Here is a 26,199-nt window from a genome sequence, read left to right as displayed (position 1 = left end):
CGGGGACACATCACTTCCGCCTCTTTCCCCTTTTATCTTCCTCCTGGCGACAATCTCGGAATGCTCGGCGCCATCGCCAACTTTTGTTATGATCCACAACAACTTATTCGGCCATGCGGCCATCGAGACGAGGTGAGTGATGAAAGTAGGTATTATCGGCGCCATGGAACAGGAAGTGGCCCTGCTGCGCAGCCAGATGAGCGAGCCAACGACCCTGCAACTGGGCGGTTGCGAGTTCTATCAGGGAACGCTGGCGGGCAAAGATGTGATCCTGACTCGCTCTGGCATCGGTAAGGTCGCCGCCAGCGTCGCCACCAGCCTGCTGCTGGAAAAGTTTGCCCCGGATTACGTGATCAATACCGGCTCCGCTGGCGGCTTCGCCCAGGATCTTCATATAGGTGATGTGGTCATCGCCAGCGAAATGCGCTTCCACGACGTAGATGTAACCGCTTTTGGCTACGAGATGGGCCAGATGGCGCAACAACCCGCCGCCTTCCCCTGCGACGAGAAGCTGATCGCGGTGGCCCAGGATTGTATCGCCGAGCAAGGCAAGCATCAGACCAAAGTTGGCCTCATCTGCACCGGCGATCAGTTCATGTGCAAACCGGACGCCATCGCCAAGGCCCGTGCCGATTTCCCGCAGATGCTGGCAGTCGAGATGGAAGGGGCCGCCATCGGCCAGGTGTGCCACATGTTCAAGGTCCCCTACCTGGTGGTGCGCGCCATGTCGGACATCGCCGGCAAGGAACAGGTTGAATCCTTCGACGCCTTCATCGAGGTGGCGGGCCAGCATTCGGCCGAGATGATCATCAAGATGCTCGGCAAGCTGTGATCGACCTCGCCACGCTGGAACACATGGCCGCCACTCCGGCGGCCATTTTGCTCGGGGCCGCGCTGCTGGAAGCCATACTGCCCTGGCCCGCCCAATTCAGGCTCTCCGCCCTGGTGCCCCTGCTGACCCGCCTCGGTCACAAGGTACACAGACCCGATGGCACGCCCAGGCAGCAATTCCAGGCCGGTCTGCTGGCACTGCTGGTCGTCTGGCTGCCGTGCGCCGCCGGACTCTGGGCAGTGCGCAACCTCTCTCTCTCGGAACCGTTGTTTGATCTGCTGTTTCTGCTGCTGATGATAGAGTCGCGCCCGCTGCGAGAGCTGGCCAAGGCCACCCGTTCGCTGGCAAGTCAGGAGACGCTGGTGGTTGCCCGTCTGCAGGCCGCCCCCTGGCTCAGGCGCGATACCGGCAAACTCTCCGTGATGGGGGTAGCCAAGGCGGTCAGCGAAACCTGCGCGCTGCGATTGACAGGACAGTGGGCTGGTCCCCTGCTCGGGTTTGCACTGGCGGGTGTTCAGGGGGCCCTGCTGTGGCGACTCACCCAATTGATGAATCAGGGCTGGAGCCCCAAGCAAGCGGCATTCAGTCACTTCGGCCGCGCTGCTGCCGTGCTTTACCAGGGGCTCTGTACCCCCGCCATCCTGCTGCTGGCGCTGCCCCTGTGCCTGACCCAGTTGCGCCAACTGGGGGCTCGCCTGCGCACGGCCATACGGTGGCCCTACCCTGCCATGGGCGCCTTGCTGACGCTGCTTTCCCACTCGCTGGGGATCCGGCTGGGCGGCCCACGCTATTACCAGGACACCCTGTTTCGCTTCCCGGTGTTCGATGCGGTGAGCGACCCTGATGCCAGCAGTGCACTGCGCTTGCTCAACCGGTTGCAACAAATTGGCTGGGGCTGGCTGGCACTGGCCGTCCTCTTCACCGCGCTGGAGCAACTGCATGGCTAGGTATGTCGCCCTGATCTGCCTGCTCTGCTGGCCACAGATACTGCTGGCGGCTGCGCCGATGCGCATCGTCAGCCTCACCCCCCATCTGACCGAACTGCTGTTTGCCATCGGTGCCGGCGATCGCATCGTCGCCACCGATGATGCCTCCGACTTTCCACCCGAGGTGACAGCACGGCCGCACGTGGCCAACTACCGCAGCATCAACCTGGAAGCCCTGCTGGCCCAGAAACCGGATCTGGTGGTGGCCTGGCGCTCGGCCCAATCCCGCATGCTGGCTCCCCTAGAGCAGCTGGGTATTCCGGTGTTCTACTCCGAGCCCACGGATTTCGCCTCCCTGGCCACGGAAATACGCGCGCTGGGAAAACGGCTGGAACTGGAGCAAGCGGCCAATGCCCAGGCTGATGCCTATCTCGCCAGATTGGCCGCACTCAAGCAACGCTACGGCCAGCCCAAGCATATCAAGGTGTTTTATCAGCTCTGGGATCCCCCCCTGACCAGCGTCAGCGGTTCAGCCTGGCCGGCTCAGGCCATCGAACTGTGCGGCGGAGAGAATGTGATGGCGAAAGCCCGCACTCCCTACCCCCAGGTCAGCCTGGAGCAGGTGATCAAGGCCAATCCGGCGCTGATCCTGGCGGGGAGTCAAGATCCCGGCGCCCTGCGTCACTGGCTGCACTGGCCCATGATCGATGCGGTCAAGCACCAACGCCTGCAACTCATCAACTCGGACGAGCTGCACCGCTTCACCCCGAGGGCACTCAATGCCGTGCAGCAGGTGTGTGACGCCATCGCCACAAGCCACGAAACATTAGTATTACCTTTTGACAAACCCAGCCCTTACTGAACACAGTGTGGCGGCATAGTTGGTGCTCTTTTTATTAGCCGATCACACTCTTTGCATAAAATGCTGGTACTTTATTTGCTAGCATATGATTCATCTACTGTTTTCATAACGAGATGTTCGCAATGTTCAATGATAAAACGTTACTCATCACTGGCGGCACTGGCTCGTTTGGCAAGATGCTGGTCAAGACAGTGCTGGAACGCTACAAGCCGAAACGGCTCATCATCTACTCCCGCGATGAACTCAAACAGTTCGAGATGCAGCAGGTGTTCAACGAACCCTGCATGCGTTATTTCATCGGGGATGTGCGGGATGCCAACCGGCTGAACATGGCGATGCGTGGCGTTGATTACGTCGTGCATGCAGCCGCTCTCAAGCAGGTACCTGCCGCCGAGTACAACCCCATGGAGTGCATCAAGACCAACATCCATGGGGCGGAGAACGTCATCCAGGCCGCCCTGCTCAATCAGGTCAAGAAGGTGATCGCTCTCTCCACCGACAAGGCCGCCAACCCCATCAACCTGTATGGCGCCACCAAACTGGCTTCCGACAAGCTGTTTGTGGCGGCCAACAATATTGCAGGTCAGGATCCAACACGCTTCGCGGTCGTGCGCTACGGCAATGTGGTGGGTTCACGTGGATCAGTCGTTCCCTTCTTCCAGAAACGGATCGACCAGGGCGCCGGCACGCTTCCCATCACCCATGCCGAGATGACCCGCTTCTGGATCACCCTGCAGCAGGGGGTGGATTTTGTGATGAACAACTTCCCGCGCATGAAAGGGGGCGAGATCTTCGTGCCCAAGCTGCCTTCGGTACGGATCACCGACCTGGCTACCGCCATGGCGCCCCAGCTGGCACAGGAAATTATCGGTATTCGCCCCGGTGAGAAGTTGCATGAAGTGATGTGCCCTTCCGACGACTCCTATCACACCTTCGAGTTCGACGACTTCTTTATCATCGGCCCAACCATCAATTTCAATAATCGCAACAATGACTTCTCAGTCACAGCTGTGGGCGAGAAGGGTCTCATGGTCGAACAGGGTTTCGAATATAACTCCCGCAACAACAGCGACTTCCTGACGGTAGCCCAGCTAAAAGAGTTGAATGACAAGGTGGTAATGGAATGATCCCGTACGGCAGACAATCGATCAGCGAGGCGGATATCGAAGCCGTAGTCGAGGTGCTTAGGTCCGATTTTCTGACTCAGGGCCCGGTCGTCCCCCGCTTCGAGCAAGCAGTAGCCGATTACTGTGGCGCATGCTTTGGCGTCGCAGTGAACTCGGGTACGGCCGCTCTGCACATCGCTTGTCTGGCTCTTGGTGTCGGCCCAGGGGACTGGGTCTGGACCTCCCCCATTAGCTTCGTCGCTTCGGCCAATTGTGCACTCTATTGCGGTGCTCAGGTCGACTTCGTCGACATAGAACCGGATACCGGCAACATGTGCGCACTGGAGCTGGAGCACAAACTGACTGTCGCCAAGGCGCAAGGACGCCTGCCCAAGGTGGTCATTCCGGTACACTTCGCAGGCTTGCCCTGCGATATGAAAGAGATCCACCGTCTGGGCCAGGAGTACGGTTTTCGCATCATAGAAGATGCCTGCCACGCCCTCGGCGCCCGCTATCACGGCGAACCGACCGGCAATGGCCGCTACAGCAACATCACAGTCTTCAGCTTCCATCCGGTGAAAATCATCACCACCGGCGAAGGCGGCATGGCCATGACCAATGATCCCGCGCTAGCCAAAACCATGCGCATGCTGCGCAGCCATGGCATCACCCGTGAACCGGAAGACTTCATCAACGAACCGGACGGTCCCTGGTACTACGAGCAGCAAATGCTAGGTTTCAACTACCGCATGACAGATATCCAGGCAGCATTGGGGTTGAGCCAAATGTCTCGGTTAGAGGAGTTCTTGGCTAAACGAAGGGAGATTGCCGCACGTTATCATACTGAATTACCACATCTTGACTTGGAAGTCCTATCAGACCGCAATAACCGACTCTCAGCTTGGCACCTGTTTGTTATCAAAGTTCCAGCTAAATATCGTAAAACGCAGTTCGAACAGCTCAGAGCACAGGACATAGGCGTAAATGTGCACTATATCCCCATAGGGAGTCATCCTTATCACACAGGTAATTGTAGGAAAGCGGTATACTTTTACGAGCAACTGATTACTTTACCACTGTACCCTACCTTATTGGAACAAGAAGGAGCATTAATGGAGGTTATCCATCAGACACAATATCTCTGATAATCATGAGTTACCTACTGGTAACTCATGATTATTCGTAACAAGCTAGATCTTCTGGTGAATCAATTTCCCCCCACTGTCCTTCATAAGGAAAAGCACGAATTTTTATATGATTTTGTTGAATCATGGCATTTAAGGTTCCGGTCATGTGCATATTATCTTGCATCGAAATAGGTAACTTTGCACGATACTTCTCTACCTGTTCCCAACCTACGGGTGAAAACTTTAAGAGCCCCATATATTGACCCTGTATCAAAGTAGCATCAGTGGTCTTATTACCAATTTCGGTAAGATAATGCTCATCATCAAGCTTAAAGCTTTCCGCATCAGATAAGGGATCAGAAAAACGTTGACGCCATAAACTCAACCAGTTTGGATCAAAAGTAATTGCAACGTCATCATTATTACTAAGCAAAGCAGTTACAGCTTCGGAGGTATAAAATATATCAGAGTATGAAACAATACACTCTTTGTTCATCAGCCACTCGCGCGCGCAACATAGTGATGCAACCATGTTTGTTTCAGTCCATCTTGGATTATGGAATTCTACTAATTCATAGGATGCGAGAGCCTCTTTCATATAACCTGTTACAACTGCGATATCTGTAATACCAGCCCCTTTTAAGGCTGCAAGTTGATATTCTAGAAGAGGTTTACCATGTAACATGGTAAGGCATTTGGGTCTTGCAGCTGTCATCTCTTTCATTCGGCTACCTCGACCGGCAGCTAAAATAATTGCTCTTGTCATGTTATCCTCTCGTCACTAATTTATAAAACCGGTCAAGCCATATTAGACTGAAAGGCAAATCGCGTTCCGGATGCCACATCCACCCTTCGCATGGCCAATCTCGATGTGAAATCGCCTCAATAGTGCCTTCTACTGATCTTGCTATAACAGTGAACTCTTCAGGAACAGATGAGGCTCCATAGCGATGAAAGCTGTTAACATTAGCAGAAATATCACCATATATATCATGCCTTTTCCCCACATGCTCAGACACCTCATTCAATGTCCCGCCAGACCAGGTAACAAGCATCTGCATGCCACGGCAAATCCCCAAGGTAGGGATCTTATGTAAATTAGCCCAATCTAATATCAGGGTCTCCGTATTATCCCTACACTGAAAATCACCGACATTATTCCCACCAGAGAGAATAACTGCATCAGGATTTATTTGATGAAGATATTGAAGAAGCGATACCTCATCCAGCACATTAGACACAGGGAAAGGTAACCCACCCGCAGCCATCACCCATCGACAGAGATCCTGATCCAAGGCGTCACGAGTCTCATTCCGTTCCTTCAGAAAATCCACGCGCTGAGTAATTATTATTTTGAACATGTCTAGTTCAACTCAATATATCGACTTTTTTAGCAGCACAATTGATTGTTATCCTGCTGACTGATGACCACTTTTTAAACAGAACCTCACCTGCACCAATCACTGCCGGAATGTCCAATTCCCCAGCACGAATGGCCATATGAGAGTTCACGCCCCCCCAAGCTGTCACCAAGCCTGCTATCGGATATGAAAATATCCAGTCATACCCAGGGTCTGCACTTTGAATAAATATAATCGCTCCAGAGAAATTATCTTTATTGGCATCAGTTACCACATGCCCTGTCGTAATACCTTGAGTAATAAAATTAGGATCTGCTTCGGACAGTTCAAAACCCCAAACATCATCAGGAGATGTAATCACTGGGGGAAGGATTATTTTCAAACTATCTTTATACCTGCTCATTCCTACATCAATAGAGCGTCGGATAACATCTACAGGGTCTATGGCTCCGACTTGCAACTCTTTGAAAACAGAGATATCACAGTATGACATGTCATCCTTACTAAAACCTAAAGACTCACCATAGGAGCCGACTAATGTGATAATATCTGATAAATTTCTCGTGAATTCAAATTTAGACCATTCTCTTAACTCAATACCTGATTCCAAGAAATCGAACAAGCCCACTACATCTGGTTTCAATCCATGCTCTTTAAGCAACGCAGAGATCGCCTTCATCTGATTAATAGTCAACGAAAAGGAAGTATTCATCGATATTGAATTCGATGGTGAAGAGTTCCAATCAAAATAAAAGTCAGGAGCCTCATCATAACGCGGGGATTCTATATCATATGTACCCGGGCGCAAATGCCCATATTTATTTAAAAATAGTTCTTTGCTTAAAATACCTCTATCATGGGATAGCTGACCACTCACGGTGGTCAAGCTATTTATGAATGCGTCATAATCATGTTGGGTAAACACGCCAACACTAACTAGAGATTTTAGAAACTGTACCGCAATAAACCCGGCACGAGCCAAACCAGCAAAAGGTAACGTGCCATAGCGTTTGGTATCTTCGATTAACCAGTATATTGTATCTAATGTCCCGATACCGGATTGCAGAAGCCTTTCCCTTCTCTCTTTAAGAATATCAAGTTTGCTAGCATCCTCTTTCCAGAGCCCCAACTCTGGATCGATGATCTTGTTAGTCAGCTCCTTAAGATGCTCAGTAATAGTCGTTATCTCACGTTCAGAGAAACCTTCATTTTTCAATGATTGCAGTCGCTCATGAAGATCGAGCGTATAACAGGAATAGACTATCTCGAATTCTACCTTATCATGTAAATAAGGTTTCTCAAGCAAGCGATTTATATAAGCATCTACCAATTTTCCAGCAACATTATCTGGCAAGTTAGCGGGGATAAATGAGTTGAATGACAGCCGAACATCAATATATGGCATGCCATAAAAATGAAGCATTAAAGGAAAACTTCTGAGATTACGATAGCCATAATTGTTGCGCTGGTATGCCCATGTGCTATCTGTGATAAGTTCACGATACAGTGATAAAGCGAGTGGTTTTGGCCTTAACCCAATTATTTCGGCAGGATTCCAATCTGGCATCACACCGTAAACCGTTCTCTTTCCCATCAAGAATGGGTGCTCTCTCATGCCTAATTCAATTTTATCAGAAATCTGTTTTAATTTTTTATGGTGTTCGATATCAGAGTCAGTCCGACATCTCAGTATAAGTGGCCTTGCTTGTAACAGCCACATAGTCAAACCATCATTCGACTTAGTAAAAGCAAACTCACAGTCGACAGGTACACCGCCAAAATAGACCAAGAGCTCATCAATTAATTTTATAACTTGTGATATATAAGGGTTTTCAATTTTATCCGCAGAGATAATGCTAGATGATATCCATATTTTCCCACCACATCCAGATGTGATAAAAGCAGTGTTATCGCCTTCATGCCAGTTAATCACTCTATAAGGAGAGCAAGTACTTGGATCGTGACTAAACGCGACTCCAGATAAGACTACATGCTCCAACATTGGCTGTATTAACACCTGCTCATTATCGTCAGGATGATCACCATACGATGAAAATACTTGAGAGATAGCTGATTCCAAAAAATCAATTTCGACATTCGCAACAGAGAGAAATGCCCCTGCATTCGAATGTAAATGGCTATCTTCTGCCAAACAACTAGATCTTACAATTAATCGACCAGGAATGTTATCGTGTACTGAGCTTATTATAGCATGGTTATTATCAATCCACTCTCTATAGGGGAAATATATAGAAAATGGAATGTTTGCACTTAGCCTGACCCCATTTAAGGCAGCCAATGTTTCCGCTTTAGTACCAAATTCAAGCATCATTAGTCACCATATTTAATATATGGCCACGGTAGCTTAACAGTGGCCACTGTTTTTATTTTAATTAAGTTATGTAAACTCTCATTAATGAGAAAAGTTTAGGCAACTTTTCTAGCAGACCAAGCTCTTGTTAAGTAATCAGCTTCAATAAAATCAAGGCCTTTAATCTTAGACTCAACAAACTTAATAAATTCGTCAAATAACTTGCTACCAAGTTGAGCCTGAAGATCATTAACTGAATGCCATGCCCCCAAATAACGCTCTGGTGTCATGTACACAGAGTGACGTCCTTCTATGTATATCACATCATCAAAGTATGGACTGTCGTTTAATTTGTCCATTAAAGTATCAGTGATACCTGATCGTCCAGATGATACTCTGTTTATATCCTTTTTTAAGAAAGTTAAATAGTTCTCTATTTCAACTAAAAGTGGGTTGGTTTCTATCAGGCGAGGATTCCATAATGCAATGAATCGGCCGTTGTCTTTTAAAACCCGATGAAACTCTTTTGTCGCTTTATCAAAATCAGCCCAATGAAATGATGATGCCATAGAGATCAAGTCACAACTTTCAGATAATAGCCCCGTATTTTCACCGGAGCCAGGCTTCCATATCACATCGGGAAATTTAGTATTATTAGGTGTATCAGAAATACCAAACCTTCTCATGTCGTCATTAGGCTCAATAGCAATAATAGTCTTAACGCCAGCCTCCCTGACCATTCTAGTCCAAATCCCTGTGCCAGCACCAACATCAACGAAATCGATCTCATGCACAGGCTTATCAACAAGAGACAGCAGGGCCTTTAATACAGAAACACTATAATCCGGGCGATTTTTTGAATATCTTTCAGCCAGACCAGTAAAGTCACCTTTATTTACATTCATTCATAACCACCTTTACTTTATTGTATATATGCTCAGCATTTTCTTCTGCACTAATTGCTTCTGAGTATTCAATTTTTAAATCTGGATGCATTGGAAATTCACTTTGGATATCAAGTCCACATATATTATCTATATGACCAGCAGCATAGTCTTTGTAGAGTCCTTTTTGATTCCTAGATGAAAGAACATTCAAAGGAACATCTAAATATACTTCATAGTATCCTAGTATATTATCCCTATTCCATTTATGTATTTCGTGAAATAGTGATATTGTAGATATTACAACTGTTACACCTTGCTTAGACAACATGTCACAAAGAGCAGAGTACTTATAAGCGATTCTCAATCTATTAATTGGTGAGTGGGGATCGCCAGTAATATCGGAAAAAAGAGCACGCCTGAGTTCATCACCATCCAAGTGGACAACACATTTCCCTTCTGTTCTCAACTTCTTTACTAGATGCTTTCCCACCGTTGTTTTTCCAGCACCCGATAATCCAGTAATCCATATCACCATGCTATTAGTCACCCAACATTAAATACTTATCTAATATCTCTAGAATGTAAAAATTATCGTTCTGTACTCAACCATATATTCAGGATATATAATGGATATGATAGAACGTAACCTATATGGGCATATTCTCCAATGCCTTTTTGTAAGCGGAATATAGACCCATTATATTGATAGTATTCGATACTCCAATTTTAGATAGCTGTAACTCTATTTCATGAGACCATTCACTAATAACAAAAACTAATGCGTCAGGATGTTCTACCAGAATATCTGGAGGTAAAATTGAAATACCATTTATTTCCTTCCCCCACTTCCTAGTGTCATTGTCAATGATGCCGGATAACAAACCGTTAAATATCCCAGATGTTATTAGTGAATACCCTCCTCGCCCAATACCGAACATATAAACAGGAGCACCATTTGATGAATGCAGTTTATTAAGAATTTCGTTAAAAATCTTCATTACGGTAGAATATATTTCATCATTATGCTCTTGGTTATAATGTCTATTAAAAGCAGCCAAGAAATATTTATTTACGATTACCTCCATTCATCACCCCATATAGTTTCTATTTCAGGATATTTTTTAATAACATTCTGATAATCATGCCGACAAATGAGATTTAAATTTTGAATTATCGAATCGGGTAAATAACGAAGCTTATTTTCGTTATAAAAGTCAAACTTTAGCAAAACTAATACTGACCATTCATCAACCTTACTCTCAATTATACCTTTGATTTTTTCAATTCCTATTATATTTATAGCTCCTCTTTTGGAATACATTTCTTCAACTGTAATATAAACATATAGATCACCAAATTTACAGCCGACAACCTCTCCTAAAAGATATGCACCTTGCGGTATAGTCTTATTTTTCCATACCAAATACAGGGAGATTCCATCCACTCCTTCCTTTATAACTAGTGGAATATTTTCGATAAAAAAGTCTACATCCCTATAATCATGATTAAACTCTAGTTTTGTTTGTATTTGCTCTACACCGATCCAAGACAAAACATCATTCATTGTTTCCATAAAAAATTTATTTGATAATCTAGAGAATTCAACAATCTTAATGTCATTAAATGAATCATAGTACCTAGAATATTTTAATGAATGATTAAAATCAAAAGTACCTGCATTAGACATATAGGACTCAATACAAGGATGGCTCACATCTTTGATAATAGATTGTTGTAGTGATGCGTTGTAACATGCTTTAGCTTGATCATATGGATGTCTTACTGGATGCAAAAGCCTATCGTATCTTATAGGCCTCTTACCATTGAATAATGGGCTGACATTATGATCATGCCAGATAAATACATTATGTGTACACTTAAGATAATCTATATATTTTTTATCATTATACTTATCGACACAAAATGATGTTCCATAATAACCAGGACAATATAAATTAGGATGTTTACTTATAAATTTACATATAGAGTCAGTACCGACTCTATATCCACTTAAGATAGTCGTGTCGAATATCATACAATACTCATCAAGGATTTTTTAACATCGTTATTTACAATGACAATGACAATGAAGATCTGTAATAATTAATATACGCTAAAGTAGTTATTATGCCATACGTATATCCCCCCCTTAAAATTACATTCCTTTCGCAAATGAATATATATATCCAGCATCGAGTAATATGAACATATAATTATGCTCTCCATACTACTATTTAAATCGATAGCATTGGTAGGCATGATCAGATGATTGCCAATACGCTTCCCTATTCTTTCTGGCGATGAATCAAAGACATAATCAATCAAAAAATCATTATTGTGTTTACGGTTCCATTTTATGAATCTTTTACTAATTTCTCCAGAGCCAAACAAGCATACACGCCCTCTTTTCAGACTGTGGCCATCGTCGACATTTTCAATAGAATAATAGCAAGGCATTGGGTTAAATTGCTTCATCCTATTCGTCATTAAAGACGATACCGTCTCTACTTGTTCTGAAATTTCTCCACCCCTTCCCAAAAAAGTCGTTATGCTTCTTGAAAAGAATTCCTCGCCAGCATTATCCCACCACATATCAAGCATATATGTTAATTTATCACAGTCAATAGAATCATTAATCTTACAGAGAACGTCACAAACAGCAGATAACCCAAGTTGCCAATACTCTTCGGCAAACTCAGGTGCTCTGCGGCAGGCTTCTGCAAGGAAAATAAGATATCGATGCTCATTATCATTTTTATCTATGAGAAGAAGCATTAATTTATGAAATGGTATTTCATTATTCAATGAGAAATATCTTAGAAGTACTTGAGGTGATATAAAATCAATATTTTCCAGAGGGTAACTATCAATAATATTGACACTGTTACCTGACAAAACCTCTGCCAAAGTAGATATAGAGCGCCCTACATTATAATATCCATGGCTTTCAGCAAATAATATCCGTTCATTCTTTGTTAAACTAATAGAATTTTCCATTGCATATTCGATGCCTGATTTTAACTCACATGTGGTAGATGCAAAAATAGTTCTTGTTTTATCCCTTGTATCTGTATGTGTGTTTTTTATCCGATTAAAAGGAGAGTAAATTATATTTACACCGCCTGACGCCATGAATATATGCTCTCGATACTCATAATGAGTTATCATCACCGCAGCATTTATATAGTCATCAACGTAATCAGGTGCCACACTATATATAAAGCTTTTATTATTTGAATGAATTTTTGATATTTTTTGTAATGCTGGATGATATATATCATCAGGGTAAGGTCTAAAGACTAGTCTATTATTTGGGAAAGTATCAAGAATATAACCAATAGTGCTCTCAATAGAGGATAATACCCATTCCTCCTCTACAGATAAGTGGGATATATGATATATGATATCCTTTGGGTTATTGGTAGCTTTATTTATGAATCGATCTAACTTTGGAACTCCAAAGGGGATTAATTTTACCGAATCAGAGGTATGCTTCATAACCTCTTTAGTGTATACATTTAAATATTTCTTTTTTTCAAATTTACTCTGCCTCTTAGAGCCAATAAGTAGGGTGTCAAACTCATAAGCACCACCAAACTCATATAAAGAAACATTAACATCAACGTCAACACCATGTGAAATTCCTATTTTTCTTATGCTTTTAGGCAAGAAAAATGAATAACACATATAATGCTCTTGTATCACAACGGAAGATAAAAAATCTAGTTTAGAGAAATCTCTCCCATGGCACAGAAAGACCTTACAGTCATATAAGTTATCAATATACCATGTTGGATTACTTAGAAACTCTTCTTTCGCTATAATCACAAATGCAATAACACCGTGTGTCGACGAATATTCTTTTAATTCACGGACCAGTTCAATTAGTTTGTGTGTATAAGATGCTGGATATAATCTGAAACCGACTAATTTACTTTCTTTTGACAGCTCAATCAATTTATTTAATTGATTATCGAAGATGTTATCTATATTTTTTTTAAAACTATTCTTCCCTATCCCACAATAATTAATTAAGGAGCATAAGTCTATAAATCCTTCATTGAAGTTATTACTATCACTTTTTATGTCTTGAACTTTAATATTTATCATAGTGAGAAATAACAATCCATAATTATATATTATATTGGCAGGCAGAATACGTGAAATTATAGTTAATTTCTTTCACATATTAGCATTTGTGTGGACTGGTTATAGTTTGAAAGTCTATGATCTATAATATTAAAGTGGCTGCCTATATAATGGCTAAACTCACTCATGGTCCACTCCCGTTGGTGTGCTGGATTTTTAGGGGGACCATAAAAGAATGGATCATTATTTCCATATAGAAAATCTTTCGCTGGTGTAGATAGAACTAGATATTTAAAGTTTTGTTGCTTTATATACTCTAGAGCATCATCAGGATCAGGAAGGTGTTCGATAACATCAGAAAAAATAATAATATCACAGCTAAACTGATTTCGGGGGATGAAGTCAGTTTCCAACCAAGTTCTATCGGGATACTTATTGCGAAGAGCGGCAACATTCTCCGGCAGTTCTATACCTAACGTGTTATAATTTTTGAAATAAGTTATAAGTTTATAAGCGGAACCACATCCAATGTCAGCTATACTTGAAAAGTCATTCTTTACCATCAGTCCTAAAGCAAAAAGATATACTTCTAATTGCCAAGCATCTGTCTCCTCAAGGTCATTATAATGGTAATATTTTTTTGGAGATAAATACTTATAAGGTATACCATATTTTGATGAGTCAATCAAATCTACATATTTAATATAAGGACCATTAGTTAATATTGAAATATCTTTATCTATCAATTGTGCTGCTACCGGTACATCCACGGATGAATGCCCAATATATATATTTTCATTTTCGGTTAACGTACTCCTAAAAGGATAAGCACCATCGAAATATATTATATTTGTATAGGATACATTATCATCGATAGATAAAACGACCGGTATTTCATTTATTTCTTCAGAAAAGAAGACCGACAGGTTACATAATGATCTCTCATGGACTATGCTATCTAAAGATAGAGATAAAAAACACTCCCTATAATTGATGTCATGGTTTTCCCATCGAATAAAACTCTCTTCAGGGAAGGGCATATCGTTAGATATAACCGCGATTGAATAGAATTTATTTTTTAAAAGCCTCAGAATTTCATTTAAAAATGATACTGAACTTTTATCGATAAATCTGATACATAATTCACTATATTTTTTACTTGCAATTGCCTGTTTATATTTTTGATACTCTACAAAACCATGCTTAGTATTAATATACATGTTTTCATGTGAAATACTGTTCGCTATATCGCCCCAATATGCCGGACTGCTGATAATAACAACATCATCCTTCCTGATAACTGATGAACGATAAACATTAGAACCTTCTTTCTTTGCATCAATATAACCAGAAAACATACAATTATACTGCTCTGCTATTCTCTCTTTTAAATTTAATGAAAGATCATTATATGGAGATAGATACACCCCCCTGCCTTCTATAAAAGAAAAAAAATCGCCGTTATTAATAAACATACCTTATCCTTACCATGATGAATAAAATACTTTACTTACGCTTCAAAAGCCACTTTTCAACATCATCTGAGTACATTCGAACACCATACTTAGAGAAAGCAGCATCAGCTGAACTTTTTATGGTTTTTAAATCGTACCTCACGTTATTGTATTCCTCATCTGATGGTCTGGCATGATCATGGATCATATAAAAATCAGATATGTTTGCAACCTTAACGCCTTTTTTTAATAGAGATATTGAAAATATCACATCTTCAAAACCAATGAACATATCTTCATCAAACATCCCATGAGAAATAAAAGAATTAACATGATAGATTGCAGAACCACCAAATAGGAATGAACCAAAAACAATCTCAGAACCAATGGTGTTTTCCACAATTAATCTATGGCATCCTCCAGGAATGAATGGTGCAACGCTGACATCATCTCCGTTAATGACGACATTTCCACCAAATGAATATATTGTATTCCCATCACAATTTAACAATGGTAAATTTATATATGGTGTTTGAAAGTCAATAATAGTCTGGCAAATAGAGTAAAGCGGATTGTCGATAAAGAAAATATCGTTATCAACGAAAAAAGCCCATTCTTTCGTGACATGTTGCAGAGCATAGTTTCTACCTTTTGCAACACCATAATTCTCATTGTTTAATATTATTTTGTGCTTTATGGTGAAATCGTCCAAGTAGCTCTTCAAGTTAATTATTTCATCTTGTTTAGAGCCATTATCAAATAGAATTACTTCTCCAGAAAAGTCTGGCATTCTGTCTTTTATTGACGTCAACAGCCTAACTGTCATATCAACTCGCCCATAGGATAAAATCACAATGGCAAGATTTTCACCATTGATACCAGTTGGCCTATAGAACAGTCTACTACTATCTGAATGTGATACTATTTTCGATTGGTTAATCTTAACTATTGATCTGAGCAAAACTATTTTTTGAGTTGGTACATACAAGTTCAGCAACTGTTCATATATTTCATTCTCGAAAGAGCTAGCGATTATTATAAGATCATAACTAAGAGATATGATCTCTTCTGGTCTTATTATAAGAACACCATCCAACTCATTTGAATCAGAATGAACATTGTTATCAACGAAAGATATGATATTAAATCTATCTACCAGTTCTTTCTTATTCAGCTTATAGAGACTTCCTGTACCAAATACAAGGACATTTATTTTATTTACCATATTCATATATTCACCGAAATCATTGATTTTGTGGATAGATTATAAATCCTATACAGACTAACATACTGATTTATTTATAATCTCATTCCATTTTTCGACTTCGTTTTTACCCGATAAAAGAATTTGTCCACAAACAGATTTAAACTGCAATACCGCCCGATGCATTGGGGAATTAAGAAAATATGTTAATGCACTCACCAATCCACTTTCACAATTGTCACACAAATAACCATAACGGCCATGTGCTAGCATCCCTACATTCCCTTCACAATTAGTTGCAATGACTGGTACACCAAGGATTATGGCCTCGCCAATGGATAGTGGGTGTCCCTCACTAACTGAAGACGAGACTAAACATTGAGCAGACTTAATATATGGATATGGATTTTCTTTCTTCCCTAATAAAAATATATGATCTTTCATTCCCAATGAAGAGATTAGATCATCCAAGGCAGACTTTAGGGGGCCATCCCCAATAATAACAAGCTTGAGATCTTCTAGGGTATTTATTTTAATCTTGGTGAAGGCACGAATCAACTTATCAAACCCTTTGACTTCGACTAGCCTCCCAACAGCAATAATATATGGATATAATACTTGAGAGCTATCATCCATTTTGGACATGCTATTAATGGCCTCAATATCAAAGATATTTCCTATTATGCTTGACTCAAAGTCTTTCAATCCTATTCTCTTGTTGAATCCATCCTTGACAGAATTAGATACAAAGATAATCTGGTCCATATTAGCATAAGCATCATACTCTGCTTTCAATGATGTGTAATAAGGAGCGCTAACATGATGAGAAAGTAAATTTGCATGTATACAAGCGACTTTATAGTTGCTATTGATTCCTGAGACAAGATTGGTAGAAAGTCCCTCAATATATGCAATGGCAATAGCATATATGTTTCGGCCAAATAACCGAGAGCATATCTCCTTGGCAGAAAAATGCATAAACAAACAACGAGAAAGCAGCCTGTTTTCAGGGGATGAAAAAATCTCTATTGTTGAAACCAAGTGACTAAGGTCATTAAAATATTCTCCACCTCCCTCAATAACAACTACGAATATGTTTTTATTATTTTCAAGCCGCTGACTTAAATTTAATAGTGCTCTCTCCGCTCCTCCATTCCCTAAGGAGTTCATCACTATCAATTTTTTTTTCGTTAACGAGAGTGATGATATTTTATTTTTTGCCATGATGAATTCATCATGTTCAATTAAGTGATGTGCAACGCTCTCTCGAATTAAAAGGTCATCATACACATCAATGATAATATCATCTTCTATGCCAAGAGCTATTAGCTTTTCTTTTATCGCCTTGAAATACATGCTAGTCACAATAACAAGCGAAAAATCCAAGTGGGTAATATTATCGGGTGATATTATTTCAACTCCATCGATTATTCTACCATGTTGCTTTATGTCATTATCTGAAATGGCTGCCAGATGGTATTTAGACTTTATAAATGGTGAGAATACTGTAAATAGCCCGCCAGCACCGAAGACAATCACTTTTTCCATAATTATATCCATCAAACTAGTTGTGATTCAGCCAAGAATATAAAATCATTCCGACATGGTCCAAATGCTTGATAATGGTGACGTAACACCTCATTTACCAAGCAAATTTTTAACCATCGCTCTTCAATTACAAAAAACTCATCAGGTAATTTTAACTTTGACCTAATATCACTCAACAGCGCGCCTGCTGCCACTACTTCTGATGCCTCCATCGATGAGACTTCTATTATCTTACGCCATAACTCAAGAGAGGGAATATCCCCGCCAAGCTGTTTTACATATGAAAAATTAACCTTTGCGAAGCCAACTGATTGTGTTTCACGATATATTTCACTCACCTGTTTGCAATGTGTTCGATAGTGAACAAGAATGCACCTCAAGTTATGAAACTTCCATGTTTCATTAGCGGCAATCTTGCACCACAAGGCAACATCTTCAAGATGAGGCCATTGAGATTCATACTCATATTTATCAAAGACTGTTCTTCTTATTAAAACAGAAGAGTGTTGAAATCCCGACGTCCTAAACATGAGCAGATTTTTTATGAAATTGTCATCCTGTCGGTGATGCCAAACTTCATTTATCTCACCGAAAAGTTTAGCCCACCCGCCCAATATATATACATCTGGATGATTGTTCATGAACTCAATTTGCCGTTCAAATCTATCCGTTACAGATATGTCATCTGCATCCATTCGAGCGATAAACCTTCCTCGTGCAAGTTTAATCGCTTTATTCAGGCTGAATACCAAACCTTCGTTACTCTGATGGTATAGTCTTATACGCGAATCTTGTCTTGAAAGTAATTGGAGAATTTCACGTGTATTATCTGTTGAGCCATCATCTATAATGATGATTTCAAAATCTTTGAACGTTTGCGAGAGAATACTATTAACTGCTTCTTCAACAAAATCCTCACAATTATAGACTGGCATAACAACTGATATTAATGGCGGCCGTAACCTCTCAAATTCATAAAAGTACGACAGCGCATTTACAACCGCATCATCCATATCGAAATAGCGATACTCGGCAAGGCGACCCAGGGCTATCAGCTGCGGGAACTGGGCCAATTCATTGCGGCAGGCCTGATAATTCTGTTTAGCCACGTCGGTAAACAACGGGTAGTAAGGTTCCAACCCCTGCCCTGGCACATAGGCACAGGGATATTCATAAACGATGCTGGTGCCGGGATGTTGCTGCCCTGTCAGGTGCTTGAATTCGGTGATGCGGGTATAGGCCTCTTCATTCGGGTAATTGACCGTGGTCACCGGCTGAAATTGGGCTTGCGGCAGATGACAGTGCTCAAAGCGCAGCGAGCGATACGGCAGACCATAGTGATCCTCCGGTATCAACTGATCCAGCATGCCGGTATAGACCAGCGGTCCGGCAAATGGCATGCCATCCAGCAGTATCCGTTTCTGTTGCCAATCCAGACAGACATGGGCTCCCATGGGGGTGGATAGCCGGACCTCAATCAAGGGGTTCGCCAACATGCGTTCGAACATGGCGGTGTAGCCCTGCTCGGGCACCGCCTGCCAGGGATCGATGAAGTAACGGTCATCACGATTGACGACAACCGGCACTCGCGCAGTGACCTCCGGCGAGACCTGCTCTGGTGATACACCCCACTGCTTGCTGGTGTAGTTGACGAAGGCACGCTCATAGATGAACTGAGCCAGCTCAGCCAGCAGAGGCTCAGCTTCCTGCCGCAGCGCCATGATGGGCACTCTGGCCCCCTCACCGAATCTGGCCTGAAGAGCCTCAATCATGGCCGCGGCCTTCTCGGCCGGGAAGCAACGCTCTATGCTGGTCAGGTTGAACGGGATGGGCACCAGTTGTCCATCGATACGTGACAGCACGCGATGCTCGTAAGGCAACCACGCGGTAAACTGCGACAGGTAATCCCAGACTTCCTGCTTGTCGGTATGAAACAGGTGCGGCCCATAGCGATGGATCAGCACCCCATGCTCGTCATACTCATCGAAGCAGTTGCCACCTATGTGGTCGCGCTGTTCCAGCAACAGCACCTTCCAGCCAAGCTGGCTGGCCATTCGCTCCGCCATGACGGCGCCGGACAGCCCGGCTCCGATGACAATCGCCTGATAACTCACGCTGCATCTCCAAACAGTTGTTGCACGACGCTGGCCGGATTGGTGCGCCCCTCCCACGCCAGCTGATGCCGCTCGTCGAAAAACCAGCCCGGTGCCAGCATGGTCACCTCGCTCACCGACTGCTCAAGCAGGTTGAGAAAACGGGCGTAGTCTCCCTGCCGCAAGAAATAGAGCGCGGCAGAGTAGTAGTGATGGGCACGCCCTTGGGCAATGGTCACAGGATCAGCGCCAAAGTCACCGGCATTGTCACAAGCCCGCAGCAGGTCGCGCAGCGACTGCTCACGACGCTCGGCCGATTTGCGGGTCTGCCCGCCAAAGCTCAGGGTGTGGAAGCGATAGCGCCCCAGCAGCTCGGGGATAAAGTCGAGGGTTCCCGGGTTGAGAGAGAGATTCAGAATATGCCAGGGGTAATCGAGGATGATCTTGCATCCCTCGTCGATGGCATTTTCCATCCCCTCATAACGCCGAAACATGATGGAGCTGGCATTGACGAATACCCCGAACCGGATCAAGGCCTCTCGCGTCATGACGGGTTCGAGATGCTGGCTGTTGTAGTAGTCACGGGTAAACAACTTGATCCGTGCCCCTGTCTCATCATCGAACATCTCGGCTTCGTGGTAGCAGAGGGTGCAACCCGGGTGTGCATCCAGATACTCGGCCTGGCGCTGCAGCTTGTCCGGCAGGGCCAGATCATCCCCATCCACATAGGCGAGATAGTCACCCTTTGCCTCTGCAAGCAGCCGCTTCTGGGTCTTGGCCAGCCCCATGTTCTGTTCGTTCTGCAGAATGCGCAGTGTCGGCCACTGCCGCGCCAGCCGCTGCAAGATAGTCCAGGAGTCATCACTCGAGCCGTCATCGATGGCGATCACCTCGAACTCGAAATCTGTGTGCTGCTCGAGCAGGCTGAGCAGGCAGGGTTCGATGAAGCGCGCCAGATTGTAGACAGGCACCAATACGCTGACTTTCATAGGGAAATCCAAGAGAAGATGAGTAGAAAAGAAGCGGATGAGAGAAAATGGGCAAGGCTACCGCACGGTCCCTGTCAACCCTTCCCCCCTCTCTGTCAGGTTTTACTGCAAGAGATATGCCTGACCAAGCTAATCCATTGAAGCTGCGGGATTTATGTGAGCCACACCCGATTATTCATGCTGGACGAGACCACGGCTGCAAACTTGCAGCATGTCAATGCCATCCCAGTGCCATTCGAATGCCAGCGCCTGTCCCGGCGCCACAACCCTGTCTATGCGTGAGGTGGGCGCATTCGGCAAGGCATCCTCAAGCTGCGCCTTGTGTGCACCGACCCAGACACAGGTCTGCATATCCCACGGCTGCAACAGCAGCTCATTCAGGGTATCGGCCACAAACTCGGCGACTGTACCTCCTCCGACGTGTGCGAGCCGCAGGGAGGCGGCCGGAGTCAATAAGGTGACACCCGGGAATGCGCTCAGCTGCATCTCACCGTCCAGGGCGGCATTTTGTTGACTGTGGATGAGCCGCTCCATCACCAAGGCAGGATCATCGGCAAAGGGCGCAAACAGGGCCTCCAGCAGACGGCGGCGCAACTCGTCGTCGGGCTCGCCCAGCCAGCAGAGGGTGGTGGGGGAGGCGCAGGCCTGCTGATTGAAACGGGTACAGTCCTGTTGCAGGGCCCCTAGGGTTTGTTGCCAGCCCACAGCATCCAGCCCGGCCAGCCAGTGGCTGTCGAGCACCGCCATGGAGCGGCGATCCGGAAATACCACTTCCTGTGCACTTGGGGAGAGAGGAATGGCCCGCACCTGGCGAATGGTCTCGTCGCCACCCCAGATGATGCGCAGCCGACAGCGGGCCGACAACCAGCCTGTGGTGCCTTCGTCGTGGTCATAACGGATAAAGCGGGTGCGGGCGGCGATCCCTTGCCACTCACTCAGGCTGAAGAGTTCATTGAGGATGGCCAGCATGGCCTCCTGCACCGGATCGCGGCGTGACGACAGCCGCACCACGCAGGGATTGCCCATCAGCAGGGCCATCAACCAGGAGTAGAAGGCCACAGTTGGCACGTTGGAGGGCACCAGGTGAAACGTGACCCCCATCGGTCCCCGTCCCTGCAGCCGCTGCCGCTCTCTGGCCAGCTGGCGCGGCCGCAGCCAGAAGCCGAACGCAGCCAGATCGGGATGACGCCGCCCCTCCTGCTGCAGGCGTGTCGACAGGGCCGCCACGAAGTCGCAGATGACGGGGGCAAAACAGGGCAGCGGCTGCGGGCAGAACGTCTGCCAGCTGGCAGCCGGTGATACAAAGCTCACCTCGGGGCCCGCCTGCCAAAGCCCCTCTGCCGCCGCAGGCGGCGTCACTGGAAGGTGTCGCTGCATCCCCTCACCTCGGCGCCTTGCTGGCGTCCTGATACCTGAAAATAACGGCCATGGCGGCCACAGGGGCAGTCATCCTCCCCCAGCAGCACGCCGAGATCCTCGGTCAGCAGGCTGTGGCCAGGATAACTGCCGGGAATGGCGGAGAGCACCTGCAACAAACCGGACCTACCGACCCCGAGCGGCTGATGGGTGAGCGGATCGCACACCTGCAGATCGGCAAACACGGGGGCATGCAGATGCCCCTGCTCGCACTCGACGAAGATGGAGCCCACCTGCTCCACCATGCCATAGAAGTTGTGTACCCGACCCAGCCCCAGCTGCTCGCGGCAGCGCGCCTTGAAGGCGGGATTGTTCACCGCCAGATGCTGCAGCTTCTTCCAGCCGCCGCTGTGAAACAAAATGCCCTGCTCAAAGGGCAGGTGCAGTCCGCGCTCGCGCAGGGGCTCCAGCAGGCATTGCCAGACCATGAAGGTAAAGCCGAACAGCAACACAGGCTGACCGGCGTATTTGTCGCAAAACGCCTCTATCACCGGCCAGTTGGGCCGCATCTGCTCGTCGAGGGCATAGGTGTGGTCCCGGCCGAGGAAGGAGAGCCCCAGGGCACCTGCGCCGCGCGCCGAAAAGCCGTTGCGGTTCTGGATGAGGGCGGGCTGCTCCACCAGCAACATGGGCAGACGCTGCTTGCCGACAAACTCCTGCAGTATCTTCACCAGCACCTTGCTCTGCAACGCTGCGGTCTCCCGATCCAGCACTATCCGTGACGGCGCCCCCGTGGTGCCCGACGAGGTGAGCACCTTGAACACCTCGGCCTCGGGCACGCTCTGCCACTGAGCCAGCTTGAACAGCCGGGCCGCCAGATAGGGCAGCTCGCCATAATCGGCAGCCTCTGCCGTCCAGCCGAAGGCATGCAGCACATTGGCATAAGGGGCGCAGTGCTCGACATGGTGACGGGTCAGGGCATTGAGCCGCGCCAGCAACAGCGCCTGCTTGGCGGCCTGGGGCAGGTCGAAGATGGGGGCGGCGAGCAAACTTTCCATCACGCCTCCTCCGCCAGTCTGGTCAGGGCAGCATAGTCAATCTTGTGGTTGACGGTACGCGGCAGCTGTGCCATCTGCATCACCCGCACCGCTCGTGGCGGTGCCTGCAGCCACTGCGCAAGCTCGCGCTGCAACCCGTCAGCCGTCAGTTCGCCATGGGGTTCGACGACCACCAGCAGGCAGTCATCACGCCCACCGCAGGCTCCCGACCAGCCCCAGCGATGAAGCTGGCTCTCGACCTCCGCCAGACTGACACGCTTGCCAAACAACTTGAGAAAACGACTGAGACGACCGCAGATGTAGTAACGGCCCGCCTCGTCACTGCGGGCCAGATCGCCGGTGGCCAGCTCTTGCAACAGGGCTCCCTGCGCCAAATCCTCGGCGGCACTGGCATAGCCCAGCATGACGTTGTCACCGCGATAGACCAGCTCACCCTCCCCGGGTTTGCCACCCTCCAGCTCGCGCAGGGAGAAGTGGCCGCCGGGAATGGCCCGGCCGATGGCATCCGGATGGGTGACCACCTCGTGCGCCGCCAGCCAGGCCATGCGCGCCGTCGCCTCTGTCTGGCCATACATGACGAAGAAACGGCGCCCCAGCCGCAGGGCCTGTTCGGCAAACTGCTGCGCCAGCACGGGTTCGAGTCGTCCCCCTGCCTGGGTCAGGGTCTGCAGGGAGGGATACCGGGCCCAGTCAAAGCGCAGCCGGGCCAGCATCTGATAGGTAAAGGGCACCCCGGCAAAACTGCTCACGCCATGCTGCTCGACCTGCTGCCAGAAGGTGCGATCCAGCACGCTCCCCTCGCTTTGCACCAGGGAGGCGCCCACCAGCAGATGACTGTTGAGCACCGAGAGGCCATAGGAGTAGAACAGCGGCAGGCTGGTGATGGCTCGTTCAGTCGTCGTCAGCGCCAGATAGTCGGCGATGGAAGCAGCGTTGGCCGCCAGATTGCGGCCCGAGAGGCGCACCCACTTGGCACTGCCCGTGCTGCCCGAGGTAGGCAGCAACACCGCCAGCTCGGGGTGCAACAGCGGGCTGGTATCCCTGAGACGGATCAACTCTCCTTCTTCATTTACCCGGCAGGTCACGGCGAACTGCTGGCAGCAGGTCTGATGCTGGACCAATGGCAGGGCGGGATCCGCCAGCATAACTGCATGTCCCAGCCTGAGGGCGGCCAGATAATGCAGCAGATGGGTGGTACGGGTGAAGAAGGGCAGATAGACGAGGCTGCGCTCACTCGGGTAAGTCGCCGCCACTTGTGTCACCCGATGTGCCAGCTCGCCGTAGGAGAGCCAGCCATCCAGCAGATCCCGCCAGGCCGGCGCCGGGTTATCCTCATGCAGATGAGCGAGTAGAGGATGAAGTTGCTTCATCAGACCAACATGCCTCCATCCACACCTATGACCTGACCGGTCACGTAACTCGACAGGTCGGAGGCGAGGAACAGCGCTACCTTGGCCACCTCGTCCGGCGTGCCGATCCGCCCCATGGCGATGCTGGCGAGACGCTCGGCGAACTTCTGGTCCGGGATGGCACGCGCCATTTCGGTATCGATGAAGCCGGGGGCGATGGCGTTGACCCGGATCTGGCTGGCTGCCAGCTCTTTGGCCAGTGACTGGGTGATGCCGATCACCGCCGCCTTGCTGCCGGCATAGCTGCTGAGCCCGGCGGCGCCCACCCGTCCCATCAGGGAAGCGAGATTGATGATGCTGCCACCACCGCTGCGATGCATCAGGCGGGCGGCATACTGGCTGCAATAGACAACGCTGAAAGTATTGTGGCTGAAGGTCATCTCCAACTGCGTCTGATTGACCATGCCAAGCAGGGCCTCTTCCAGCACACCGGCATTGTTGACCAGCACATCCAGCTGACGGGTCTGGGCAAACAGCTGCTGAAAGGCCTGCTTGACCGCCTGCGGCTCGGCCACATCGAAACAGAGCGGCTGGCAGGGGACACCGAACTCGGCGCCGAGGGCGGCCGCCAGCTGACTCATGGCCGCTTCATCGCGGCCCCCCAGCCACAGCTCAGCCCCCTGCGCGGCAAACTGGCGGGCGATGGCGAGGCCAATGCCGCGCCCGGCCCCCGTGATCAGTACCCGCTTGCCCTGCAGCAGCCCCTGCATCAGAGGGCGACCCCGTATTTGGCGAGGATCTCCCGCGCCTTGGCGACCGAGCTCATGTCGATGATGTCATCGGTATCGAGCAGGACGCAGTAGCAATCCTCCAGCTGGGCGATCAGGCCCATGTGGGCGACGGAGTCCCACTGGGGAATGCTGTTGTAAGCCAGCCCGTCGCTGACGGTGCCAACGTCTATGCCGAGGGCATCGGCAAAAACCTGTTCCAACGCTGTAGTCATCTGAAAAATCTCCGTAGCCGTTCACGGGCGGCATAATAATCGGCGGGTTGCAGTTCAAGGGCGAGAAAGTCGCCCTCCTGCCCATGTTGGCGATAACCCAGCTGCTCGTTCAGGCGCAGGGCGGCGCCGTTGCCCGTGCGCACCAGGGTGCGGATGCAGCCGAGCTCGAAGGTATCGAAACCCTGATCGAGCTGGGACAGGGCGGCGGCAACGGCCAGCATGGGATGGCGCACGCTGGAGGTGCCCAGATAGAGGCCCGCATCGGCCACCGGCTGACCTTGCAATGGCTGGCGCGCTTCCCCCTTCAGATTGACGTAGCCTGCCCGCTGACCCCGACACCAGAGCACCCAGTGCTGCTGATCCGGCCGCTCACGGCTGCTGGCAAACCACTGCCGCTGCTGGCGGGGAGAGATGAGCGCCTGTTCGACCATCTGCAGCCGTACCTCATCCTGATTGCGCCAGCGCCTCAGTGTGGGCAAGTCCCACGGCTGAACCGGGCGCAGCTCGACACCATAACTCATGCTCAATACCACCCACTTCCCATCACTTGCCCATGTTATCGACCACCAAGGAATAATTCCGTAGTAAAAAAAGCGATAATATAAGAGGGCAAAACAGTATAATATCAAAAATAATCAAATAGT

The 26,199-nt window shown here is 47.4% G+C and carries 24 protein-coding genes and 1 pseudogene; 5 read left to right on the top strand and 20 right to left on the bottom strand.

Features of this window, described 5'->3' with window-relative positions:
• Positions 1-139: 139 nt before the first annotated feature.
• From mtnN to pseC, 5 genes are all read left to right on the top strand, one after another.
• Positions 140-832, top strand: coding sequence for a 5'-methylthioadenosine/S-adenosylhomocysteine nucleosidase (gene mtnN / locus BN1128_RS01580; RefSeq protein ID WP_042865840.1), 693 nt, complete (start codon positions 140-142; stop codon positions 830-832).
• Entirely contained in the window at positions 829-1,779 is a 951-nt protein-coding gene (locus BN1128_RS01575) for a cobalamin biosynthesis protein CobD/CbiB (RefSeq protein ID WP_042865839.1), read from the top strand. The genes mtnN and BN1128_RS01575 overlap by 4 nt, the downstream gene beginning before the upstream one ends.
• On the top strand, positions 1,772-2,620 hold the full coding sequence (locus BN1128_RS01570; protein WP_042865838.1) for a cobalamin-binding protein: 849 nt from the start codon (positions 1,772-1,774) through the stop codon (positions 2,618-2,620). Before BN1128_RS01575 ends, BN1128_RS01570 begins: the two co-directional genes overlap by 8 nt.
• Before the next feature lie 122 nt (positions 2,621-2,742).
• Positions 2,743-3,747: a UDP-N-acetylglucosamine 4,6-dehydratase (inverting) gene (gene pseB, locus BN1128_RS01565; RefSeq protein WP_042865837.1), complete on the top strand. Its 1,005-nt coding sequence runs from the start codon at positions 2,743-2,745 to the stop codon at positions 3,745-3,747.
• Positions 3,744-4,871: a UDP-4-amino-4,6-dideoxy-N-acetyl-beta-L-altrosamine transaminase gene (gene pseC / locus BN1128_RS01560; protein ID WP_042865836.1), complete on the top strand. Its 1,128-nt coding sequence runs from the start codon at positions 3,744-3,746 to the stop codon at positions 4,869-4,871. Before pseB ends, pseC begins: the two co-directional genes overlap by 4 nt.
• 31 nt (positions 4,872-4,902) lie before the next feature.
• Here the strand turns inward: pseC and BN1128_RS24280 are convergent, their stop codons facing one another.
• The 20 genes and pseudogenes from BN1128_RS24280 to BN1128_RS01495 all read right to left on the bottom strand — a co-directional run bounded on the left by BN1128_RS24280 (position 4,903) and on the right by BN1128_RS01495 (position 26,088).
• On the bottom strand, positions 4,903-5,619 hold the full coding sequence (locus BN1128_RS24280; RefSeq protein WP_082030319.1) for a phosphocholine cytidylyltransferase family protein: 717 nt from the start codon (positions 5,617-5,619) through the stop codon (positions 4,903-4,905).
• Position 5,620: 1 nt separating this feature from the next.
• Positions 5,621-6,214, bottom strand: coding sequence for a gamma-glutamyl-gamma-aminobutyrate hydrolase family protein (locus BN1128_RS24275; RefSeq protein WP_082030318.1), 594 nt, complete (start codon positions 6,212-6,214; stop codon positions 5,621-5,623).
• A gap of 7 nt (positions 6,215-6,221) precedes the next feature.
• Positions 6,222-8,546 carry a PEP-utilizing enzyme gene (locus tag BN1128_RS01555; protein ID WP_042865835.1) on the bottom strand — a complete coding sequence of 775 codons (2,325 nt, stop codon included), beginning with the start codon at positions 8,544-8,546 and terminating at the stop codon, positions 6,222-6,224.
• A gap of 95 nt (positions 8,547-8,641) precedes the next feature.
• Positions 8,642-9,430 (bottom strand): class I SAM-dependent methyltransferase, encoded by a 789-nt coding sequence (locus BN1128_RS01550; RefSeq protein ID WP_042865834.1) that lies wholly within the window; start codon positions 9,428-9,430, stop codon positions 8,642-8,644.
• Complete coding sequence (locus tag BN1128_RS24270; RefSeq protein ID WP_082030317.1) at positions 9,417-9,947, bottom strand: adenylyl-sulfate kinase; 531 nt, start codon at positions 9,945-9,947, stop codon at positions 9,417-9,419. The genes BN1128_RS01550 and BN1128_RS24270 overlap by 14 nt, the downstream gene beginning before the upstream one ends.
• Positions 9,948-10,059: 112 nt before the next feature.
• The gene (locus BN1128_RS25140; protein WP_156140063.1) at positions 10,060-10,497 is read right to left on the bottom strand and encodes a hypothetical protein; all 438 of its coding nucleotides are present in this window, start codon (positions 10,495-10,497) and stop codon (positions 10,060-10,062) included.
• Entirely contained in the window at positions 10,488-11,447 is a 960-nt protein-coding gene (locus tag BN1128_RS25135) for a hypothetical protein (RefSeq protein ID WP_156140062.1), read from the bottom strand. Before BN1128_RS25135 ends, BN1128_RS25140 begins: the two co-directional genes overlap by 10 nt.
• 68 nt (positions 11,448-11,515) lie before the next feature.
• The gene (locus BN1128_RS25130; protein ID WP_156140061.1) at positions 11,516-13,522 is read right to left on the bottom strand and encodes a hypothetical protein; all 2,007 of its coding nucleotides are present in this window, start codon (positions 13,520-13,522) and stop codon (positions 11,516-11,518) included.
• A gap of 62 nt (positions 13,523-13,584) precedes the next feature.
• Positions 13,585-14,976 (bottom strand): methyltransferase domain-containing protein, encoded by a 1,392-nt coding sequence (locus BN1128_RS25125; protein WP_156140060.1) that lies wholly within the window; start codon positions 14,974-14,976, stop codon positions 13,585-13,587.
• A 31-nt stretch (positions 14,977-15,007) separates the two neighbouring features.
• Complete coding sequence (locus BN1128_RS01540; RefSeq protein WP_082030316.1) at positions 15,008-16,186, bottom strand: glycosyltransferase family 2 protein; 1,179 nt, start codon at positions 16,184-16,186, stop codon at positions 15,008-15,010.
• A 51-nt stretch (positions 16,187-16,237) separates the two neighbouring features.
• Positions 16,238-17,707 carry a glycosyltransferase gene (locus BN1128_RS01535; protein WP_167335784.1) on the bottom strand — a complete coding sequence of 490 codons (1,470 nt, stop codon included), beginning with the start codon at positions 17,705-17,707 and terminating at the stop codon, positions 16,238-16,240.
• Positions 17,708-17,718: 11 nt separating this feature from the next.
• Complete coding sequence (locus BN1128_RS26490) at positions 17,719-18,654, bottom strand: glycosyltransferase family 2 protein (protein WP_338082121.1); 936 nt, start codon at positions 18,652-18,654, stop codon at positions 17,719-17,721.
• Between the two features lie 30 nt (positions 18,655-18,684).
• Positions 18,685-19,821: pseudogene (gene glf, locus BN1128_RS26485) on the bottom strand (UDP-galactopyranose mutase); the annotation flags it as partial.
• Entirely contained in the window at positions 19,818-20,789 is a 972-nt protein-coding gene (locus tag BN1128_RS01525) for a glycosyltransferase family 2 protein (RefSeq protein WP_244464538.1), read from the bottom strand. The gene BN1128_RS01525 and the pseudogene glf, both read right to left, overlap by 4 nt.
• 171 nt (positions 20,790-20,960) lie before the next feature.
• On the bottom strand, positions 20,961-22,166 hold the full coding sequence (locus BN1128_RS01520; RefSeq protein WP_042865829.1) for an acyl-CoA reductase: 1,206 nt from the start codon (positions 22,164-22,166) through the stop codon (positions 20,961-20,963).
• The gene (locus BN1128_RS01515) at positions 22,145-23,203 is read right to left on the bottom strand and encodes a LuxE/PaaK family acyltransferase (RefSeq protein ID WP_042865828.1); all 1,059 of its coding nucleotides are present in this window, start codon (positions 23,201-23,203) and stop codon (positions 22,145-22,147) included. The genes BN1128_RS01520 and BN1128_RS01515 overlap by 22 nt, the downstream gene beginning before the upstream one ends.
• Entirely contained in the window at positions 23,203-24,573 is a 1,371-nt protein-coding gene (locus tag BN1128_RS01510; protein WP_042865827.1) for an AMP-binding protein, read from the bottom strand. The genes BN1128_RS01515 and BN1128_RS01510 overlap by 1 nt, the downstream gene beginning before the upstream one ends.
• On the bottom strand, positions 24,573-25,322 hold the full coding sequence (locus BN1128_RS01505) for an SDR family NAD(P)-dependent oxidoreductase (RefSeq protein ID WP_042865826.1): 750 nt from the start codon (positions 25,320-25,322) through the stop codon (positions 24,573-24,575). Before BN1128_RS01505 ends, BN1128_RS01510 begins: the two co-directional genes overlap by 1 nt.
• Positions 25,322-25,555: a hypothetical protein gene (locus BN1128_RS01500; RefSeq protein ID WP_042865824.1), complete on the bottom strand. Its 234-nt coding sequence runs from the start codon at positions 25,553-25,555 to the stop codon at positions 25,322-25,324. Before BN1128_RS01500 ends, BN1128_RS01505 begins: the two co-directional genes overlap by 1 nt.
• Positions 25,552-26,088, bottom strand: coding sequence for a GNAT family N-acetyltransferase (locus BN1128_RS01495; protein ID WP_156140059.1), 537 nt, complete (start codon positions 26,086-26,088; stop codon positions 25,552-25,554). The genes BN1128_RS01500 and BN1128_RS01495 overlap by 4 nt, the downstream gene beginning before the upstream one ends.
• Positions 26,089-26,199 lie beyond the last annotated feature (111 nt).

Source organism: Aeromonas piscicola (assembly GCF_000820005.1).
Taxonomy (GTDB): Bacteria; Pseudomonadota; Gammaproteobacteria; order Enterobacterales; family Aeromonadaceae; genus Aeromonas; species Aeromonas piscicola.
Note: the sequence above shows the minus strand (reverse complement) of the source record. Positions and strands in the feature narration are given on the sequence as shown.

What these genes read in the sequence shown, in the direction of transcription:
- BN1128_RS01550 (WP_042865834.1), bottom strand. Translation starts at nt 9,430, where the DNA reads ATGAATGTAAATAAAGGTGACTTTACTGGTCTGGCTGAAAGATATTCA.
- BN1128_RS25140 (WP_156140063.1), bottom strand. Translation starts at nt 10,497, where the DNA reads ATGGAGGTAATCGTAAATAAATATTTCTTGGCTGCTTTTAATAGACAT.
- BN1128_RS01500 (WP_042865824.1), bottom strand. Translation starts at nt 25,555, where the DNA reads ATGACTACAGCGTTGGAACAGGTTTTTGCCGATGCCCTCGGCATAGAC.
- pseB (WP_042865837.1), top strand. Translation starts at nt 2,743, where the DNA reads ATGTTCAATGATAAAACGTTACTCATCACTGGCGGCACTGGCTCGTTT.
- BN1128_RS01505 (WP_042865826.1), bottom strand. Translation starts at nt 25,322, where the DNA reads ATGCAGGGGCTGCTGCAGGGCAAGCGGGTACTGATCACGGGGGCCGGG.
- BN1128_RS24270 (WP_082030317.1), bottom strand. Translation starts at nt 9,947, where the DNA reads ATGGTGATATGGATTACTGGATTATCGGGTGCTGGAAAAACAACGGTG.
- pseC (WP_042865836.1), top strand. Translation starts at nt 3,744, where the DNA reads ATGATCCCGTACGGCAGACAATCGATCAGCGAGGCGGATATCGAAGCC.
- BN1128_RS24275 (WP_082030318.1), bottom strand. Translation starts at nt 6,214, where the DNA reads ATGTTCAAAATAATAATTACTCAGCGCGTGGATTTTCTGAAGGAACGG.
- BN1128_RS01540 (WP_082030316.1), bottom strand. Translation starts at nt 16,186, where the DNA reads ATGAATATGGTAAATAAAATAAATGTCCTTGTATTTGGTACAGGAAGT.
- BN1128_RS01555 (WP_042865835.1), bottom strand. Translation starts at nt 8,546, where the DNA reads ATGATGCTTGAATTTGGTACTAAAGCGGAAACATTGGCTGCCTTAAAT.
- BN1128_RS25130 (WP_156140061.1), bottom strand. Translation starts at nt 13,522, where the DNA reads ATGATAAATATTAAAGTTCAAGACATAAAAAGTGATAGTAATAACTTC.
- BN1128_RS24280 (WP_082030319.1), bottom strand. Translation starts at nt 5,619, where the DNA reads ATGACAAGAGCAATTATTTTAGCTGCCGGTCGAGGTAGCCGAATGAAA.
- BN1128_RS01515 (WP_042865828.1), bottom strand. Translation starts at nt 23,203, where the DNA reads ATGGAAAGTTTGCTCGCCGCCCCCATCTTCGACCTGCCCCAGGCCGCC.
- BN1128_RS25125 (WP_156140060.1), bottom strand. Translation starts at nt 14,976, where the DNA reads ATGTTTATTAATAACGGCGATTTTTTTTCTTTTATAGAAGGCAGGGGG.
- BN1128_RS01535 (WP_167335784.1), bottom strand. Translation starts at nt 17,707, where the DNA reads ATGGAAAAAGTGATTGTCTTCGGTGCTGGCGGGCTATTTACAGTATTC.
- mtnN (WP_042865840.1), top strand. Translation starts at nt 140, where the DNA reads ATGAAAGTAGGTATTATCGGCGCCATGGAACAGGAAGTGGCCCTGCTG.
- BN1128_RS01510 (WP_042865827.1), bottom strand. Translation starts at nt 24,573, where the DNA reads ATGAAGCAACTTCATCCTCTACTCGCTCATCTGCATGAGGATAACCCG.
- BN1128_RS25135 (WP_156140062.1), bottom strand. Translation starts at nt 11,447, where the DNA reads ATGATATTCGACACGACTATCTTAAGTGGATATAGAGTCGGTACTGAC.
- BN1128_RS01570 (WP_042865838.1), top strand. Translation starts at nt 1,772, where the DNA reads ATGGCTAGGTATGTCGCCCTGATCTGCCTGCTCTGCTGGCCACAGATA.
- BN1128_RS01520 (WP_042865829.1), bottom strand. Translation starts at nt 22,166, where the DNA reads ATGCAGCGACACCTTCCAGTGACGCCGCCTGCGGCGGCAGAGGGGCTT.
- BN1128_RS01525 (WP_244464538.1), bottom strand. Translation starts at nt 20,789, where the DNA reads ATGAAAGTCAGCGTATTGGTGCCTGTCTACAATCTGGCGCGCTTCATC.